This window comes from Pseudomonas sp. NBRC 111131, from assembly GCF_001320525.1.
GTDB classification, from domain to species: Bacteria; Pseudomonadota; Gammaproteobacteria; order Pseudomonadales; family Pseudomonadaceae; genus Aquipseudomonas; species Aquipseudomonas ceruminis.
This window is the reverse complement of record NZ_BCBH01000020.1, coordinates 22,545-40,351: the sequence shown is the minus strand read 5'-3', so window position 1 is coordinate 40,351 and position 17,807 is coordinate 22,545. Positions and strand designations below refer to the sequence as shown.

The 17,807-nt window shown below is 62.5% G+C and carries 15 protein-coding genes; 9 read left to right on the top strand and 6 right to left on the bottom strand.

Features of this window, described 5'->3' with window-relative positions:
- Positions 1 to 17: 17 nt before the first annotated feature.
- From APH34_RS18180 to APH34_RS18160, 5 genes are all read left to right on the top strand, one after another.
- Positions 18 to 1,013, top strand: a complete 996-nt coding sequence (locus tag APH34_RS18180; protein WP_054902334.1) for a zinc transporter ZntB — start codon at positions 18 to 20, stop codon at positions 1,011 to 1,013.
- 93 nt (positions 1,014 to 1,106) lie between these two features.
- Complete coding sequence (locus tag APH34_RS18175) at positions 1,107 to 1,370, top strand: hypothetical protein (RefSeq protein WP_054902333.1); 264 nt, start codon at positions 1,107 to 1,109, stop codon at positions 1,368 to 1,370.
- A 2-nt stretch (positions 1,371 to 1,372) separates the two neighbouring features.
- Positions 1,373 to 2,197 carry a mechanosensitive ion channel domain-containing protein gene (locus tag APH34_RS18170; protein WP_054902332.1) on the top strand — a complete coding sequence of 275 codons (825 nt, stop codon included), beginning with the start codon at positions 1,373 to 1,375 and terminating at the stop codon, positions 2,195 to 2,197.
- A gap of 112 nt (positions 2,198 to 2,309) precedes the next feature.
- Positions 2,310 to 2,876, top strand: a complete 567-nt coding sequence (sigX, locus tag APH34_RS18165) for an RNA polymerase sigma factor SigX (protein ID WP_054902331.1) — start codon at positions 2,310 to 2,312, stop codon at positions 2,874 to 2,876.
- 111 nt (positions 2,877 to 2,987) lie between these two features.
- Positions 2,988 to 4,022 (top strand): OmpA family protein, encoded by a 1,035-nt coding sequence (locus APH34_RS18160; RefSeq protein WP_054902330.1) that lies wholly within the window; start codon positions 2,988 to 2,990, stop codon positions 4,020 to 4,022.
- Between the two features lie 142 nt (positions 4,023 to 4,164).
- Here the strand turns inward: APH34_RS18160 and APH34_RS18155 are convergent, their stop codons facing one another.
- The 4 genes from APH34_RS18155 to APH34_RS18140 form a co-directional block, all read right to left on the bottom strand.
- Positions 4,165 to 5,829, bottom strand: coding sequence for a bifunctional protein-serine/threonine kinase/phosphatase (locus APH34_RS18155; RefSeq protein WP_054902329.1), 1,665 nt, complete (start codon positions 5,827 to 5,829; stop codon positions 4,165 to 4,167).
- 9 nt (positions 5,830 to 5,838) lie between these two features.
- Positions 5,839 to 7,050: a NarK/NasA family nitrate transporter gene (locus APH34_RS18150; RefSeq protein WP_054902328.1), complete on the bottom strand. Its 1,212-nt coding sequence runs from the start codon at positions 7,048 to 7,050 to the stop codon at positions 5,839 to 5,841.
- Between the two features lie 165 nt (positions 7,051 to 7,215).
- A complete protein-coding gene (locus APH34_RS18145) occupies positions 7,216 to 7,791 on the bottom strand; it encodes an ANTAR domain-containing response regulator (RefSeq protein ID WP_054902381.1) in 576 nt (191 codons plus the stop codon).
- Between the two features lie 11 nt (positions 7,792 to 7,802).
- Positions 7,803 to 9,005 (bottom strand): CmpA/NrtA family ABC transporter substrate-binding protein, encoded by a 1,203-nt coding sequence (locus APH34_RS18140; protein ID WP_054902327.1) that lies wholly within the window; start codon positions 9,003 to 9,005, stop codon positions 7,803 to 7,805.
- 141 nt (positions 9,006 to 9,146) lie between these two features.
- Here APH34_RS18140 and APH34_RS18135 point away from each other — a divergent pair, with 141 nt between their 5' ends.
- Entirely contained in the window at positions 9,147 to 10,172 is a 1,026-nt protein-coding gene (locus APH34_RS18135; protein WP_054902326.1) for a quinone-dependent dihydroorotate dehydrogenase, read from the top strand.
- Between the two features lie 97 nt (positions 10,173 to 10,269).
- Here the strand turns inward: APH34_RS18135 and rmf are convergent, their stop codons facing one another.
- The gene (gene rmf / locus APH34_RS28770) at positions 10,270 to 10,485 is read right to left on the bottom strand and encodes a ribosome modulation factor (protein WP_003248687.1); all 216 of its coding nucleotides are present in this window, start codon (positions 10,483 to 10,485) and stop codon (positions 10,270 to 10,272) included.
- A 562-nt stretch (positions 10,486 to 11,047) separates the two neighbouring features.
- Here rmf and rlmKL point away from each other — a divergent pair.
- Together rlmKL and APH34_RS18125 are read left to right on the top strand one after the other, a co-directional pair.
- A complete protein-coding gene (gene rlmKL, locus APH34_RS18130) occupies positions 11,048 to 13,240 on the top strand; it encodes a bifunctional 23S rRNA (guanine(2069)-N(7))-methyltransferase RlmK/23S rRNA (guanine(2445)-N(2))-methyltransferase RlmL (RefSeq protein ID WP_054902325.1) in 2,193 nt (730 codons plus the stop codon).
- Positions 13,241 to 13,335: 95 nt separating this feature from the next.
- On the top strand, positions 13,336 to 15,729 hold the full coding sequence (locus APH34_RS18125) for a diguanylate cyclase (protein ID WP_054902324.1): 2,394 nt from the start codon (positions 13,336 to 13,338) through the stop codon (positions 15,727 to 15,729).
- Positions 15,730 to 15,800: 71 nt separating this feature from the next.
- Here APH34_RS18125 and dacB read toward each other — a convergent pair whose 3' ends face one another.
- The gene (gene dacB, locus APH34_RS18120; protein WP_054902323.1) at positions 15,801 to 17,264 is read right to left on the bottom strand and encodes a D-alanyl-D-alanine carboxypeptidase/D-alanyl-D-alanine-endopeptidase; all 1,464 of its coding nucleotides are present in this window, start codon (positions 17,262 to 17,264) and stop codon (positions 15,801 to 15,803) included.
- Between the two features lie 186 nt (positions 17,265 to 17,450).
- On the opposite strand from dacB, the gene APH34_RS18115 reads away from it, so the two are divergent.
- Complete coding sequence (locus APH34_RS18115; RefSeq protein WP_054902322.1) at positions 17,451 to 17,795, top strand: YggL family protein; 345 nt, start codon at positions 17,451 to 17,453, stop codon at positions 17,793 to 17,795.
- The last annotated feature ends 12 nt before the right edge of the window (positions 17,796 to 17,807 follow it).

Here is a 17,807-nt window from a genome sequence, read left to right as displayed (position 1 = left end):
GCGCTGATGGAGCTTTGATGTTCGAGGAAGACAACGCGCAGTGGGGGCTGGTGCATGCCCTGGTGCTCGATGGTAAAGGCGGCGCACGCTCGATCGCCCGGACTGAGCTGGACGACCTGCAGTTGCAGCCACAGGAAAGCCTGTGGCTGCACTGGGACCGCAGTCATCCGCAAACCCGAACCTGGCTGCTGCGCCACAGCGGCCTGACTGAATTCGCTTGTGATTTGTTGCTGGAAGAGAACACCCGTCCGCGCCTGCTGCCGCTGGCCGAGGAACAGCTGCTGCTGTTTTTGCGCGGGGTCAACCTCAACCCGGGTGCTGAGCCCGAAGACATGGTTTCGGTGCGTATCTTCGCCCAGGCGCGGCGGGTCATTTCGCTGCGCTTGCGGCCGTTGCGCGCCAGCGACGAAATTCTTCAGCAACTGGATGAGGGCAGGGGGCCGAAATCGGCCTCCGCGCTTTTGCTGCTCATGGGTGAATTACTGACCGAAAAGGTGCAAGGGCTGGTCAGCGACCTGTCGGAACTGGTCGACCTGGAAGAGGAAAAGGTCGAATCCGACGAACGGTATACTCCGGAGCAAGGCAGCTTGCAGCAGATCCGCCGTCGGGCTGCTGGCCTTCGGCGTTTTCTGGCGCCGCAGCGGGAGATCTACGCACAGCTCTCGCGCAGCAAGTGGAGCTGGTTCGCCGATGCCGACGCCGACTACTGGAACGAACTCAACAACAGCCTGATCCGCTACCTCGAAGAATTGGAGCTGACCCGCGAACGGGCCGCGCTGGTGCTGGAAAGCGAAGACCGGCGGCGTAGCGAGCGGATGAACCGGACCATGTACCGGTTTGGCATCATCACCTGTATTTTCCTGCCCATGAGCTTCATTACCGGGCTGCTGGGCATCAACGTCGGCGGTATTCCGGGGGCTGAAAACCCCTATGGCTTCCTGTTCGCCTGCATCGTCGTGCTGGGGCTGGCGGTGGGGCAGTGGTGGCTGTTCCGGCGGCTGCGCTGGGTGTGAGGGGGGCGAGCCATCTTGAAACATTCGTCCCACTGCGATGTGTGACCCATCGCCCGGCGCTCTCGTCTCTGACTGACACTGCGCGAGGTGCACATGCACGATCCGTTTGAAGAATCCCTGCGTGACCTGCTCAAGGCGTCGCCGTCCGGTAAGGACCGGGACGACGCCGCCTGTCTGGGTCGCGTGCTGAAAACCGCCAACCGTCAGGTCGGCGCGGGTGATCTGTTCAGCCTGCTTGGCCGCTGGAGCCAGGCGCTGCTGATCGCCGTGAACAATGGCTCGGCGCATGTGGCGCCGGTGCGCCGCAATTCTGCCCGTAACGCTGCCACTGGCAGCAAAGCTGATAAGGCCGATTGAATATGGAACTCGATCTCTGGACCCAGAGCCTGGTCACTGCCATGACTGCCCTATGGACCAAGGTGGCGAACTTCATCCCCAACCTGTTCGGCGCGCTGGTCGTGGTGCTGCTCGGTTTCGTGGTCGCCAAGCTGCTCGATACACTGCTGTCCAAGCTGCTGGCCAAGTTCGGCCTCGATCGCCTGATGGCGGGTACCGGGCTGACCAAGATGCTTGGCCGGGTTGGTATCCAGGTGCCGATCTCAACCCTGATCGGCAAGATCGTCTATTGGTTCGTGCTGCTTATATTCCTTGTATCGGCCGCTGAATCGCTCGGTCTCGAGCGGGTCTCGGCAACCCTCGACATGCTTGCCCTGTACCTGCCCAAGGTGTTTGGCGCCGCGCTGGTGTTGCTGGCGGGTGTGCTGCTGGCACAGGTGGCCAATGGCCTGGTGCGCGGTGCCGCCGAAGGTATCGGCCTTGAGTATTCCGCGGGGCTGGGGCGCATCACGCAGGGCCTGGTCATCATCATCAGCATCTCGGTGGCGATCAGCCAGCTGGAGGTCAAGACCGACCTGCTCAACCACGTCATCGTGATTGGCTTGATTACCGTTGGTCTGGCCGTTGCGCTTGCCATGGGCCTGGGCAGTCGCGAAATTGCCGGGCAGATTCTGGCCGGTATCTACGTTCGCGAACTCTACCAAGTTGGCCAGCAGGTGCGGATTGGAGAGGTCGAAGGGCAGATTGAGGAGATTGGCACGGTCAAGACGACGCTGCTGACCGACGATGGCGAACTGGTGTCGTTGTCGAATCGCGTGCTGCTCGAGCAGCGCGTCAATAGCCGCTAACCGCACAAAAGCTGTTAATGTATGCCGCCGCAAAAATCGACCCACGGGCCGAGCGGCGACATTGACCTGACTGTCGGCCAGATCCGTTTTGAATAAAGTGCATTCGCCGCCCATGCGTTATGACCCCCGCGAGCTCACCGACGAGGAGTTGGTGGCGCGTTCGCATGAAGAGCTGTATCACGTTACCCGCGCCTATGAGGAACTCATGCGGCGCTACCAGCGGACCCTGTTCAACGTCTGTGCGCGTTATTTGGGGAACGACCGGGATGCCGATGATGTCTGTCAGGAAGTGATGCTGAAGGTGCTGTATGGTCTGAAGAACTTCGAGGGCAAATCCAAGTTCAAGACCTGGCTCTACAGCATTACCTACAACGAGTGCATTACCCAGTACCGCAAGGAGCGTCGCAAACGTCGGTTGATGGATGCCTTGAGTCTTGACCCTGTTGAAGAGGCGTCAGAAGACAAGGCTCCGAAACCCGAAGAAAAGGGTGGGCTGGACAAGTGGCTGGTGCATGTGAACCCGATCGACCGGGAAATTCTGGTGCTGCGATTTGTCGCAGAACTGGAATTCCAGGAAATCGCCGATATCATGCACATGGGCCTGAGCGCCACGAAAATGCGCTACAAGCGCGCGCTAGACAAGCTTAGAGAGAAATTTGCAGGGATGGATGAAACTTAGTCCATCGGAAATATCTCTAACCAACCGGCGAGTTCTGCTAGACTTGCCGTCGAGTTGTCCCCCGGATTTTTGGTGGGACTGCTTAACTATCACCAGATGGGGATTTAACGGATGAAATTGAAAAACACCTTGGGCTTGGCCATTGGTTCGCTTGTAGCCGCCACTTCGATTGGCGCTATGGCACAAGGTCAAGGCGCCGTCGAGACTGAAATCTTCTACAAGAAGGAATTCTTCGACAGCCAGCGCGACTTCAAGAACGACGGCAACCTGTTCGGCGGTTCGATCGGTTACTTCCTGACCGACGACGTTGAGCTGCGTCTGGGCTACGACGAAGTTCACAACGCTCGTGGCGACGACGGCAAGAACATCAAGGGTTCGAACACTGCCCTGGATGCCGTTTACCACTTCAACAACCCGTACGACGCCATCCGTCCGTACGTTTCCGCTGGTTTCTCGCACCAGTCCCTGGGCCAGACCGGCCGTGGCGGTCGTGACCACTCCACCTTCGCCAACGTTGGCGCGGGTGCCAAGTGGTACATCACCGACATGTTCTACGCCCGTGCCGGCGTTGAAGCTCAGTACAACATCGACCAGGGCGACACCGAGTGGGCCCCGAGCGTTGGCGTTGGCCTGAACTTCGGCGGTAGCCCGAAGCAAGCGGCAGTCGCTCCGGCTCCCGTTGCTGAAGTCTGCTCCGACAGCGACAACGATGGTGTTTGCGACAACGTCGACAAGTGCCCTGACACCCCAGCCAACGTTACCGTTGACGCTGATGGCTGCCCGGCTGTTGCCGAAGTCGTTCGCGTTGAGCTGGACGTCAAGTTCGACTTCGACAAGTCGGTCGTCAAGCCAAACAGCTACGGCGACATCAAGAACCTGGCTGACTTCATGAAGCAGTACCCACAAACCACCACCGTGGTTGAAGGTCACACTGACTCCGTTGGCCCAGACGCTTACAACCAGAAGCTGTCCGAGCGTCGTGCCAATGCTGTGAAGCAGGTTCTGACCCAGCAGTACGGTGTAGAGTCGAGCCGTGTTGACTCGGTTGGCTACGGCGAAACCCGTCCGGTTGCTGACAACGCCACCGAAGAAGGCCGTGCTATCAACCGTCGCGTTGAAGCTCAGGTAGAAGCCCAGGCCAAGTAATTGGTTTGAAGCTTCAATGAAAAACCCGGCCTCGGCCGGGTTTTTCTTTGCCTGGCGTTTGTGCCGTTGCGCAGCGAACCAGGGGCGGCACAGACCAATCGCAAGTGCTTGCTCACCCAGCGTTGCTCATTGGCAAGTGCACTCAGCTTTTGAGCAGGCTCAATAGCAGTATCAGGTTGAGCAGTAACGACAGCAGGGCCAGGGTCCGCCAGACCTTCAGCGGCTCGCGCTCGAGCAGTGGTAATGGGCGACTGAGCACCTGCCGCTCGCCGCGTTCGAGCAGCAGCAACCACTGTTCGGCGGTTTCGAAGCGACGCAACGGGTCCGCCGCCACAGCTTGTTGCAGGTTGTGCTGCAACCATTGCGGCAGGTCAGGGCGATAGCGCGCGGCATTGACAGGCTGGCCAAAGCGCGGGCGTTGGAACGCTTCCACCTCACCATAGGGGTAATGCCCAGTCAGCAGGTAATAGAGCGTGACACCTGCCGCATACAGGTCCTGGCGCGGGCTTGGCGGGTGGCCTTCGAAAGCTTCCGGAGCAATGTACGACGGTGTGCCGGGCAACGCATGCGGTGGGTCTTCGCTCAGGCCAGGGCAGTACGCAAGGCCAAAGTCCAACAGGCGCAATTGGCCATCCTTGCCCAGGTGCAGGTTGTCGGGCTTGATGTCACGGTGCAGCAGGTTGCGCCGGTGCAGTATGCCGATTGCCTGCAGCAGTTGGCGGGCCACTTCCAGCCATTGAGCCAGCGGTAATGGGCCCTGTTCGGCAAACTGGGCTGCGAGTGTGAGCCCGTTATGCTCACGCATCACGTAATACAGGTGCTGGCGCTGGCTGGCGGTGTGCAGCTCGGGGAAATGGCGGCCGGCCACCCTGCGCAGGAACCATTCCTCAAGCAACAGGTTTTGTGCGGCGTCGGGCAGGTGCGCGCTAGCGGACGGCAAGGTTTTCAACAGCCATGGCTGGCCTAGGCTGTCGCGCACGCGGTAGAGCAAGGCCTGACGGCTGTGCGCCAGGCGTGTCTCGACCTGCCAGCCATCGATCGCCTGGCCGTCGCGCAGGAGGCCGGGCAGCGGCCATTGCTGCAGTTGCACCAGGGTATCGCCCAGGTTGGCTGTACCCAGTTGCTCGACCCGTACCAGCAGGGCGCTGGCATTGTCCCGGCTGCCATTGTAATGGGCGCTGGCGACCAGCGTGTCGGCGGCCAACTGCAGGTCAGGCTGCTCGCGTAGCACCGCCTGGATATGCTGGTCGCCCAGGCTGGCCCAGACGCCGTCGCTCACCAGCACGTAGCATTCGCCCTGTTGCAGCTCGCCGTCCAGGTAATCCACCAACAGGTGTTGATCGAGGCCCAGCGCCCGTTTGAGCACGTGCTGCATGCCCGGCTGGTCCCACACGTGGTCTTCGCTCAGGCGCTGCAGGCGGTCGTCGTGCCAGCGGTAGGCACGGCAATCGCCGACATGCGCCAGGGTGAAACGGCGCCCACGCAGGACCAGGGCACTGAGCGTGGTCAGCAGTGGTTGGTCGCCTTGCGCACGCAACCAGCGGTTCTGTGCCAGCAGCAACCGATCAAGCGCCTGCGTCACGCTCCAGGTGGCGGGTGTGGCGTAATAGTCCATGGCCAGCGCCTGCAGGCTGGCCCGTGCTGCCAGGCCGCCATCGGCGCACTGGCTGACGCCGTCGGCAAGGGCGAACAGGTAGCCCTTGCTGGCGGCAAGCTCTGGCGCCGGGGTGACCAGGCGCAGGGCGTCCTGGTTCTCTGCACGTGGCCCGGTGGCACTGGCCTGGGCAAAACTCAGTTGTAGGCTCATCGCCTGGCCTCATACTCGGGCCGCAGTGACCGCCGCCGAGCCCCAGGTGGTACGCCAGCGTCGCTTCACCCCATGCAGGCCGAACCAGGCCAGCAGGCCCAGGCTGGCGAACAGCCACAGCCCCAACTGGTAATCGCCGGTGTGCTGCTTGATGGCGCCCAGGCCGGCCGCCAGCAGGAAGCCGCCTATGCCCCCGGCCATGCCGATCAGCCCAGTCATCACACCGATTTCCAGGCGAAAACGTTGCGGTACCAGCTGGAACACCGCGCCGTTACCTGCCCCGAGGCCAAGCATGGCACTGACGAACAAAGCCAGTGCTGCGGGGGCGCTGGGCAGGTGGAAGCCCACGGCTGCGATGCAGATGGCGGCAATGCTGTACATGCCCAGCAGCGTGCGGATACCGCCGAAGCGATCGGCCAGTGCGCCGCCCAACGGGCGCATCAGGCTGCCGGCGAAGACACAGGCAGCCGTGTAGTAGCCGGCAGTGATCGGACTGAGGCCATACTGGTCGCTGAAATAACCGGGCAGGGCACTGGCCAGGCCGATGAAGCCGCCGAAGGTGACGCTGTAGAAGAACATGAACCACCAGCTGTCGCGGTCACCCAGGGCTTTGAGGTAATCGGCCATGGCCTTTGGCGTTGGCCGATGGGGTGCATTGCGCGCGAGCAGGGCGAACAATGCCAAGGTCAGGGTCAAGGGGATAACGGCGAAACCAAACACGTTGTTCCAGCCGAAACCTGCGGCTAGCACAGGCGCCAGCAAGGCGGCAAAAACGGTGCCGGAGTTGCCTGCACCGGCGATGCCCATTGCCTTGCCCTGATGCTGTGGCGGGTACCACTGCGAGGCCAGCGGCAATGAAACGGCGAACGAGGCGCCGGCAACGCCAAGGAACACGCCGAGCAACAGGGCCTGCTCATAGCTATGGACACCCAGGTACCAGGCCCCAGCCAGGGCACCGATAACGATCACCTGGCCGATCAGCCCGGCAGTCTTAGGCGAAAGACGGTCGACCAGCAGGCCCATGACAAAGCGCAGCACTGCCCCCGCCAGAATCGGTGTCGCCACCATCAGGCCCCGTTGCTGTGCGCTCAGTTGCAGATCGGTGGCGATCTGCACCGCCAGGGGGCCAAGCAGGTACCAGACCATGAAGCTCAGGTCGAAATACAGAAAGGCGGCGAACAGCGTGGGCACATGCCCGGATTTCCAGAAGCTGGTACTCATCGAACACCTCATTGGGCAATGCAACGGAAACGAAAAGACGCCGCTACCCGACCCACTGGCGTGGAGGGGGAGCGACGTCTTTGTCGAGGGTCTGTGGGCAACCGCCGTTGGCTACCGGTGCACTTTATCCAGCAAAAGCTGGGCCAAGCTGGCGCGCCTGGGGCTTCAGCCCAGCATCTCGTGCATGGCTATGATCTGATCAGCCACCTGGATCAACTTCTGCTGTCGGCTCATGGCCTGCCGGCGCATCAGGGTGTAGGCCTGCTCTTCGTTGCAGTCCTTCATCGTCATCAGCAAGCCCTTGGCCTGCTCGATGCGTTTGCGCTCGGCAAGCTGCTGGTCGCGCGCCAGCAACTGCGCCTTGAGTGCCTGGTCGCTTTCGAAGCGGGCCATGGCGACATCCAGAATCGGCTGCAGCCGAGCGGCGTGGATGCCTTCGACGATGTACGCGCTGACACCCGCCTGGATCGCCTGGCGCATCACCCCAGGGTCATGCTCGTCGGTAAACAGCACGATCGGGCGAGGCTGGTCGCGGCTGACCAGCACCACCTGTTCCATCACGTCGCGATCGGGGGAGTCAGTGTCGATCAACACCACGTCGGGGCGCACTGATTCGACGCAGGCGGGCAGGTCGATGGTCAGGTCCGGCGCCTCGATTACTTCGAAGCCTGCTTCGCGCAGGGCGGCCTTGAGGCGGCCGAGCTTGTTCTGGGTATCGTCGATCAGCAGGATGCGCAGCATGGTGATGGCCCTCACAGACCGATACGAGCATCGGGCAGTTCGCCCAGCGCATGCAGACTGAAGCTGCGGGCATAGCCGTGCGGGTCGCTGCCATCCCAGCGGATACCATCGATCAACAGGCTGCTGCGCATCGGCAGGTCCGGACAATGCACACCCAGGGCTTGCGCCGCTTCCCGATACAAGGCCCATTGCTGGACCTGGCGGGCGACGCCGAGATAGTCGGGGTCATCACGCAGCAGGCCCCAACGGCGGAACTGAGTCATGAACCACATGCCGTCGGACAGGTAAGGCAGGTTGGCCCGGCCTTGGTCGAACAGGCGCAGGGCGTGATGGTCGTGCCAGTGGTTGCCCAGCCCATCCTGGTAGTCGCCGAGCAGGCGTGGTTCGATGGTGCCCAGGGCGGTGTCCAGGTAAGCGCTGCCGCTGAGCAACTGCGCGGTGCTGCGACGGTTCTCTGGGCTCTGTTCGATGAAGCGGCCGGCAGCGAGGATGGCTTTGACCAGGGCGCGCGCACTGTTGGGGTACTGTTCGACGAAGGCGCGGGCGCTGGCCAGAACCTTTTCGGGGTGGTCGGGCCAGACCGTCTGGCTGGTGGCCAGGGTGAACCCTTGGCCTTGAGCCACGGCCGCCGCTGCCCAAGGCTCGCCGACACAGAACCCGTCGATTCGCCCGGCCTGAACGTGCGCTGCCATCTGGGCGGGAGGGACCACCACGCTGTCGACATCGTGCAAGGGGTGAATGCCTTGGCTGGCCAGCCAGTAATACAGCCACATGGCATGGGTGCCGGTGGGGAAGGTCTGTGCGAAGGTCAGTCGTGCGCTTTGTTGGTGCACCAGGCGAGCCAGTGCTTCAGGGCTGGTCACGCCCTGGCGCTGCAGGGCAGGGGAGAGGTTGATGGCCTGGGCGTTCTGATTCAGCCCCATCAGCACCGCCATGTCGCTGGCCGGCACGCCACCTATGCCCAGGTGCACGGCGTACACCAGGCCGTACAGGCAGTGCGCGGCATCCAGTTCGCCAGTGGCCAGCTTGTCGCGCAGGCCGGCCCATGAACCTTGGCGTTTGAGGGTCAGGGACAGCCCCTGTTGCTGGGCGAAGCCCTGGGTGGCGGCAACCACCACCGAGGCGCAATCGGTCAGGGCCATGAAGCCGATGTTGAGGCTGGGTTTCTCCGGGGCATCGCTGCCGTTTACCCATGCCAGGGCTGATGTAGTCACAAATATCCCCGCCTGTACTGAATAGGCACTGTGCAAGCGATGTAGCAACCCATGTGCCAAGGCGCTCCCAGGATTTGCTGTCATGCCAGCCGCACGCTGGCTATAATCGCAGCCTCATTCACCCCTGAGCCTTGCCCGCCCATGTATACCCTGGCCCGCCAGCTGCTGTTCAAGCTTTCTCCGGAAACCTCCCATGACCTGTCCCTGGACCTGATCGGCGCCGGTGGCCGCCTTGGTCTCAACGGTGTGCTGTGCAAGCAGCCCGCAGCGTTGCCGGTGAGCGTGATGGGCTTGAACTTTGCCAACCCGGTTGGCCTGGCTGCGGGTCTGGACAAGAATGGCGCGGCCATCGATGGCTTTGCCCAGCTGGGCTTTGGTTTCGTCGAGATCGGCACGGTCACCCCGCGACCGCAACCGGGCAACCCCAAGCCGCGGCTGTTCCGCCTGCCAGAAGCCACGGCGATCATCAACCGTATGGGCTTCAACAACCTGGGCGTCGATCATCTGCTCGAGCGGGTACGTGCTTCGCGCTATGACGGTGTGCTGGGTATCAACATTGGCAAGAACTTCGATACCCCGGTCGAGCGCGCGGTAGACGATTACCTGATCTGCCTGAGCAAGGTCTATGCCCAGGCCAGTTACATCACCGTCAACGTCAGTTCACCGAATACCCCAGGCCTGCGCAGCCTGCAGTTCGGCGACTCGCTCAAGCAGTTGCTCGATGCGTTGGCCGAGCGCCGCGAGCAGTTGGCGGGTGAACAGGGCAAGCGCGTACCGCTGGCGATCAAGATTGCCCCGGACATGAGCGACGAGGAAACCGCACTGGTGGCCGCTGCACTGATGACGTCGGGGATGGACGCGGTGATCGCTACCAACACCACCCTGGGCCGTGAGGGCGTTGAAGGGCTGCCATATGGGGGCGAAGCGGGTGGTTTGTCGGGGGCGCCGGTGCTGAGCAAGAGCACCCATATCGTCAAGGTGCTGGCAGGTGAGCTGGGTGGCAAGCTGCCGATCATTGCGGCCGGCGGCATTACCGAAGGCCGACACGCCGCCGAGAAGATTGCTGCCGGCGCCAGCCTGGTGCAAATCTATTCGGGCTTCATCTACAAAGGGCCCGCATTGATCCGTGAAGCCGTGGATGCGATCGCGGCCATGCCCCGCGGATAAACCGCACGCATAAAAAAGGGCCCCTTGAAGGGGCCCCTGGGCCTTAGCCCGCCGCCCGGATGGGGCGTGCATGGTGACTCGAATTCAGTGTCCTCGTTCAGCCAACGGCGTGATTTTCGTTGAGTCTATGGATGCCAGCGGTGCCAGTCATTCCGTCCCAGTTATCACCGCGACCTTCGCGCCAGCCGTTAATCCAGGCTTGGCGAACTGAAGGAAGATTGAAAGGGCAAAGTTCGCGGGATTTGCCGGTGACCCCGTATTGGTAGCCACGTGAATATGCTCTTTCCAACGGATCACGCTTAAGTCTTCTCATAGGGTGTTGCCCTCACTTGTTGACTGTAATGTCCCGTCGGCCTCTCCGAGGCCGGGCAGAGTCGTTCTGCCGGTGTGCGCCCGCTGCCGGCGTGGCGGGCTGAAAGTGCCGCCTCGTTGCGAAGCGGCCTAAGACCAGTTCTAACGAATGCGAGTCACGCTGGGAATGATCGATTTGTCATAAGCACGTAACCTTTCCGAGGGTGAAGGGATAAGTAAATAAATGCGACTCAACCTTATTTGCTGTTGAGGCCGCTATGATCGGGGTTTGCTGACGCTTGACGTCATTTCGCCAGCGCTGCAGCGTGATGACAGAAATAATTTGAAATGCGACGAAGGGTCACATGCGCCCTGATGTCGACGGAAATTTTTAGTACTGCCTGATGATCTAAGCTGTTTCTGCCACTGGGCGAGCACGGATCGATCAGGCGGCCCGGACCGTCCGCTGCCCACCTGTTGGCAGCGGCGGCCACTCGGACGCTTGCTGGAAGGGCGTTCGGGCAAACATCGGCGGGGCGATGCGTCGCCTCGTCACTTTAATAGCCCAAGGCTCTGGAAAACACATGTCGGACCGTTTCGAACTCTATCTCACCTGCCCCAAAGGCCTGGAAGGCCTGCTTGCCGAAGAGGCCAGAGGCCTGGGCCTCGAAGAGGTGCGTGAGCACACCTCGGCCATCCGCGGCGAGGCCGACATGGAAACCGCCTACAGCCTGTGCCTCTGGTCGCGCCTGGCCAACCGCGTGTTGCTGGTGCTAAAGCGCTTCAACATGAAGAACGCCGACGACCTTTACGATGGCGTCCACGCGGTTGATTGGGCTGACCACCTGGCCGCCGACGGGACCCTGGCCGTGGAATTCAGCGGCCATGGTTCGGGCATCGACAACACCCACTTTGGCGCGCTCAAGGTCAAGGATGCGATTGTCGACAAACTGCGCAACCGCGAAGGCCTGCGCCCATCGGTGGAAAAGATCGACCCCGATGTGCGCGTGCACCTGCGGCTGGACCGTGGCGAGGCGATCCTCTCGCTGGACCTCTCCGGCCATAGCCTGCACCAGCGTGGCTACCGCCTGCAGCAAGGCGCTGCGCCGCTGAAGGAAAACCTGGCGGCGGCGGTGCTGATCCGCGCCGGCTGGCCACGCATTGCCGCTGAAGGCGGCGCCCTTGCCGACCCGATGTGTGGTGTGGGCACCTTCCTGGTCGAGGCGGCGATGATGGCTGCCGACATCGCCCCGAACCTCAAACGTGAGCGTTGGGGGTTCAGCGCCTGGCTGGGCCATGTGCCGGCCACCTGGCGCAAGGTCCACGAGCAGGCACAGGCCCGCGCGCACGCTGGCCTGGCCAAGCCACCCCTGTGGATCCGTGGCTACGAGGCCGACCCTCGGCTGATCCAGCCGGGGCGCAACAACGTCGAGCGCGCCGGCCTGGGTGACTGGGTCAAGATCTACCAGGGTGAAGTCGCCAGTTTCGAACCACGTCCGGACCAGAACCAGAAGGGCCTGGTCATCAGCAACCCGCCGTATGGCGAGCGCCTGGGCGACGAGGCCAGCTTGCTGTACCTCTACCAGAACCTCGGCGAACGCCTGCGCCAGGCGTGCATGGGCTGGGAGGCGGCAGTGTTTACCGGTGCGCCGGAGCTGGGCAAGCGCATGGGCATCCGCAGCCACAAGCAATATGCGTTCTGGAACGGCGCATTGCCGTGCAAGCTGCTGCTGTTCAAGGTGCAGCCTGACCAGTTCGTCACTGGCGAGCGCCGCGAGGCCCAGGCTGAACACACTGACACGCGACGCCAGGTGCCGGTGGCCAATGAGCCGGCACGCCTGTCCGAAGGCGCGCAGATGTTCGCCAATCGCCTGCAGAAAAACCTCAAGCAGCTAGGCAAGTGGGCGCGCAAGGAACAGGTCGACTGCTATCGCCTATACGATGCTGACATGCCCGAGTACGCCCTGGCCGTCGACCTCTACCAGGATTGGGTACACGTGCAGGAGTACGCTGCGCCCCGCTCGATCGATCCGGAAAAGGCCCAGTCACGTTTGCTGGATGCGTTGGCAGCGATCCCCCAGGTGCTGGGCATTGACCCGCAGCGTGTGGTGCTCAAGCGCCGCGAGCGGCAAAGTGGCACCCGTCAGTATGAACGCCAGGCCACCGAGGGGCGTTTCCAGGAGGTGAACGAAGGTGGCGTCAAGCTGCTGGTCAACCTCACCGACTACCTCGATACCGGGCTGTTCCTCGACCACCGCCCGATGCGCATGCGCATCCAGCGCGAAGCGGCGGGCAAGCGTTTCCTCAATCTGTTCTGCTATACCGCTACCGCCAGCGTGCATGCCGCCAAAGGGGGGGCACGCAGCACCACCAGCGTCGATCTGTCCAAGACCTACCTGGACTGGGCACGTCGCAACCTTGCGCTCAACGGCTTCTCCGAGCGCAACCGCCTGGAGCAGGGGGATGTCATGGCCTGGCTGGAAGCCAACCGCGACAGCTATGACCTGATCTTCATCGACCCGCCAACGTTCTCCAATTCCAAACGTATGGAAGGGGTGTTCGACGTTCAGCGCGATCACGTGCAACTGCTCGACCTGGCGATGGCACGCCTGGCGCCCGGAGGGGTGCTGTATTTTTCCAACAACTTCCGCAAGTTCCAGCTTGATGAGCACTTGCAGGCGCGCTATGTGGTCGAGGAAATCACCGCCCAGACCCTGGACCCGGACTTTGCCCGTAACAATCGCATTCACCGCGCCTGGCGCCTGCAATTGCGGTGAAACGACCAGCTGCGTTGCAGGGCTAATGGCCAATAGCTATAACTCAGCACAGGGCCAGAATGTTCGCAGGACGCTGACGTTGACGAGATCAATCTATGTCGAAGTATGGCGTGCGTGCGAAGGTACTGGGCCTGGGCAGCGAGGCGATGGCTGCCTGGGGGGTGGCCCTGGTGGCACTGGTGGCCGGTGGCATGCTGTCGGTAGCCTTGGCGCTGGCCACACAGGCGTTCTACATGCAGCAGTTGCGCCAGCGCTTCGAGCTGTTGGCCAGTGAGCGCTTTAGCCGTATAGCCGAGCGTTTCGATGATCAGCAGCAGCGCCTCGATGGTTTGCGGCGCTACTTCAGCTTCTCCAATGAAATCACCCCTCGCGAATTCGACGGCTATGCCCGGCCCTTGTTACGCCGCACCCAGGCCTATTCCTGGGCACCGCGGGTCGAGCACGCCCAGCGGCGCGAGTTCGAACGCCAGGCCAGTGCCTGGCTGGGGCAGCCCTATGCGATTCGCGATCTCGATGACCAGGGCAACTGGCATGCCGCGCCACCTCGCGATTACTACTTCCCGGTGCTCTACACCCAGGCTACCCGCTTGCAGGGGCAGCCCTACGGGCTGGACCTGCGTGGCCAGGCCAAACGTGCCCAAACCCTGCAGCGTGCCGTCCTGCCCGGCAGCATGGCGGTGTCTGAGCCATTGGACATGATCAATGTGGTTGCGGACTATTCCCGTGGGCTGCTGATGGTCGCGCCAGTATTTTCCGACGCGCAGGCTGATGGCCCGGCAGCAGGTTACGTGATGGCGCTGCTGAACCTGCGCCAACTGATCACCGAGGGTTTGCCGACCGCTGCCGAAGACAACCTGGTGGTTCAAATTACCGACCCAAGCGGGCGCAACGGCCATGAAGTGCTGTTCGATTCACAGAACCAGGTCGCGCCCCTGGCATTGGTCAGCACACAACTGCTGCAACTGGCTGACCACCCGTTTCGGCTCGACATCCGTCCAAGCCAGGTGTTCATGCAGGGTAACCGCTCTTCAGCGGCGCTGGCAGTGGGGTTGCTCGGCGGTTTGCTGAGCCTGCTGCTCAGTGCTCTGCTCTACAGCCTTTTCAGCCAGCGGCAACGCGCCTTGACCTTGGTCGATCAGCGCACTGCAGAACTGCGCATCAGCGAACAATCGCTGCGCGGAACGCATGCCCAGTTGCGTAGTGTGCTGGATGCGGCCACACAGGTAGCGATCATCGCGACCAGCCTCAAAGGCGTGGTCAGCACCTTCAATGCCGGTGCCGAACGCATGTTGGGCTATTCGATGGGCGAGGCGGTTGGCCATCTGCAACTTGAGGCACTGGTGTTGCCCGAAGAGCTCGAGCGGCGCGCCCATGCCTTGAGCCTGCGTTACGGGCGACCCATCGTCGGCGGTCAGGCGATGTTCGCCGAAACCATACAGGCGCAAGGGGCGGAGCCTGGCGAGTGGACACTGGTGCGCAAGGATGCAAGCCAGTTGCTGGCCAACATGCTGGTGACCGCCATGCTTGACGAGCAGGGGCTGTGGGTGGGCTACCTGGCGATTTGCATCGATGTCACTGAGCGGCGCCGTGTGCACGAGGCCCTTGAGCTGCGTGACCGGTTGCTGGAGAAGCTCAGCGCAGAGGTGCCCGGCGGTATCTATCAGTATTGCCTGCAAGCGGATGGCCACTCTTGCTTCCCTTACGCCAGCCAAGGACTGTTCGACATCTACGAGATCGACCTGCAGCAGTTGCATGAAGACGCCTCGGCCGCGTTCGAGCGTATCCACCCTGAGGACCTCGAGCGGGTGCGACGCTCGATAAGGGACTCGGCCGAACACCTTACGCCCTGGCGCGAGGAGTACCGGGTTTGCCTGCCACGTGCGGGCTTGCGCTGGGTGCGTGGCGAAGCGACACCGGAGATCGGTGAGCAGGGCAGCACCTTGTGGCATGGCTACCTGACCGATATCTCCGACCTCAAGCGTGTGGAGGAAGACTTGCGTGCCCTGTCGGTGACCGACTCTCTCACCGGCATTCATAACCGGCGCTATTTTCAGGAGCGGCTGAGGGTTGAACTGGACCGTGCCCAGCGTGAAGGCCAGGCCTTGGCGGTGATCATGCTCGACGTCGACCATTTCAAACGGATCAACGACCAGCACGGCCATGCGGTGGGCGACCGTGTATTGCGCAGCCTGTGCCAGCGCATTGTGCAGCGCTTGCGGCGCACCGATGTGTTCTGTCGGCTGGGGGGCGAAGAGTTCATTGTGCTGTGCCCGGCCAGCAGCGTCGAACAGGCGCGGTTGTTGGCCATGGAGTTGTGGCAGGGGGTACGCTGCGTGCCGGTGGAGGGGGTAGGCAAGGTGACCGCCAGCTTTGGCGTGGCCGGCTGGCGCCCGGGCGAGGGGGTCGACGCCTTGCTGCTGCGGGCCGATGCCGGGGTGTACGCGGCGAAGCAGGCGGGCAGGGACCGCGTGGAGGGTGAGCCGGGCTGAGGTTGGCGTGCTCCAGTACCCGCTTCATTGCCGGCTTGCCGGCAGATGAGGCGGGTACTGGCCCGTCAAAATCAGGGGGCTACCGCCGCCGTACTGTTACCGGCTTTCGGCTGGCGATACAGGTCCAGCAGTACCTGGTCCAGCACCTGCGAGGCCCCCCACGGTTTTGGATCGTTGAGGATCGCCGCCACCGCCCAGGTATGGCCGTTGCTGTCACGGCTGAAGCCGGCAATGGCCCGTACCGTGTTCAGGGTACCGGTCTTGATATGCCCTTCACCGGTCATGGCGGTGCGTTTGAGGCGCTTGCGCATGGTGCCGTCCATGCCCACCAGCGGCATGGAGCTGATGAACTCGGCCGAGTAGGGGCTCTTCCAGGCGGCCTGCAGCAGTGCTGCCATTTCGCGGGTGCTGACCCGTTCGGCACGTGACAGGCCTGAACCGTTTTCCATCACCAGGTGCGGCGCGGTGATGCCTTTTTTCGCCAGCCACTGGCGCACCACACGTTGGGCCGCACGGGCGTCGTCGCCGTCGGCGTCGGTACGGAACTGTGCACCCAGGCTGAGGAACAGCTGCTGGGCCATGGTGTTGTTGCTGTACTTGTTGATGTCGCGGATGACCTCCACCAGGTCGGGGGAGAAGGCCCGGGCGAGTAGGCGGGCGCTCTTGGGGACGTTCTCGACGCGGTCACGCCCCTGGATGCTGCCACCGAGCTCGTTCCAGATCGCACGCACTGCCCCGGCGGCGTAGGTCGGGTGGTCGAGCAGCGACAGATAGGTCTGTGAGTTGCAGCCATCGCCCAGTTGGCCGCTGACCACTACGCTGATGCCGTCCGGCTGCGGCACCGGGTTGTAGCGCACGTCGCCGCTGCACTGTTTGGAGGCCACTGCCTTGACCTGGTTGTCGATGCGGATGTTGGCAATCGGCGGCTCGACGGCGATGGTGACCTTGCCGCCATCGTTGCGGGCGACAAAGCGCAGGGCCTTGAGGTTGACCAGCAAGGCGTCGGGTTTGACCAGGAAGGGTTTGTTGACATCGCCGCCATCATCGTCGAACTGCGGCAGGTTGGGCTGCACGAAGTGGCTGCGGTCCAGCACCAGGTCGCCGGTAACGGTACGCACCCCGTTCGCACGCAGGTCACGCATCAGCAGCCAGAGCTTCTCCATGTTCAACTTCGGGTCGCCACCACCTTTGAGGTAGAGGTTGCCGTTGAGCACGCCGTTGCTCAGGGTGCCATCGGTGTAGAACTCGGTCTTCCACTGAAAGGTCGGGCCGAGCAGTTCGAGCGCCGCATAGGTGGTGACCAGCTTCATGGTCGAGGCCGGGTTGACCGATACATCGGCGTTGAACACCGTGGCATTGCCCGGGCCGTCCAGCGGCAGCATCACCAGCGACAGTGCGGTGTCCTGCAGTTTGTTGGCCTTGAGGGCTTGCTGCACCTTGGGTGGCAGGCTGGTATTGACGGCGGCGGCCTGGCTCGACAGGGTGAATGGAAGGAGCAGGCCGGCGAGAACGAGAGGACGGAGCGTTTTGATCATAGGAGGTTAAGACCCTGCAGACGAGGGAAAAAGAAACGGGGGCTGTAAGAGATGATGACCCACGACGAAATATAGTGCGCATTATGCCCCAAGCGCAGCCCTGATGCGCCACGTTCGACGGAAAAGCGCCGTTGCCCTGCGGAAACTGTTAAAGTGCCGCGCGTTATTACTTAAGAGGATTGTTTCATGGCTACCAACCGTTCCCGTCGTCTGCGCAAAAAGCTGTGCGTCGATGAATTCCAGGAGCTGGGTTTCGAACTGAACCTGGGTTTCAAGGAAGACCTGTCTGACGAAGCCATCGATGCCTTCCTCGACGCCTTCCTGGCTGAAGCCATGGATGCCAACGGCCTGGACTACGTCGGCGGCGATGACTTCGGCCTGGTCTGCCTGGCCAACCGTGGTTCGGTCAGCGAAGAGCAACGCGCCACTGTCGAAGCCTGGCTCAAAGGCCGTAGCGAACTGACCACCATCGAAGTCAGCCCGCTGCTGGACGCCTGGTATCCGGAAAAGCCGATCAACTCGGCTTCCTGATCCACGCCTGAA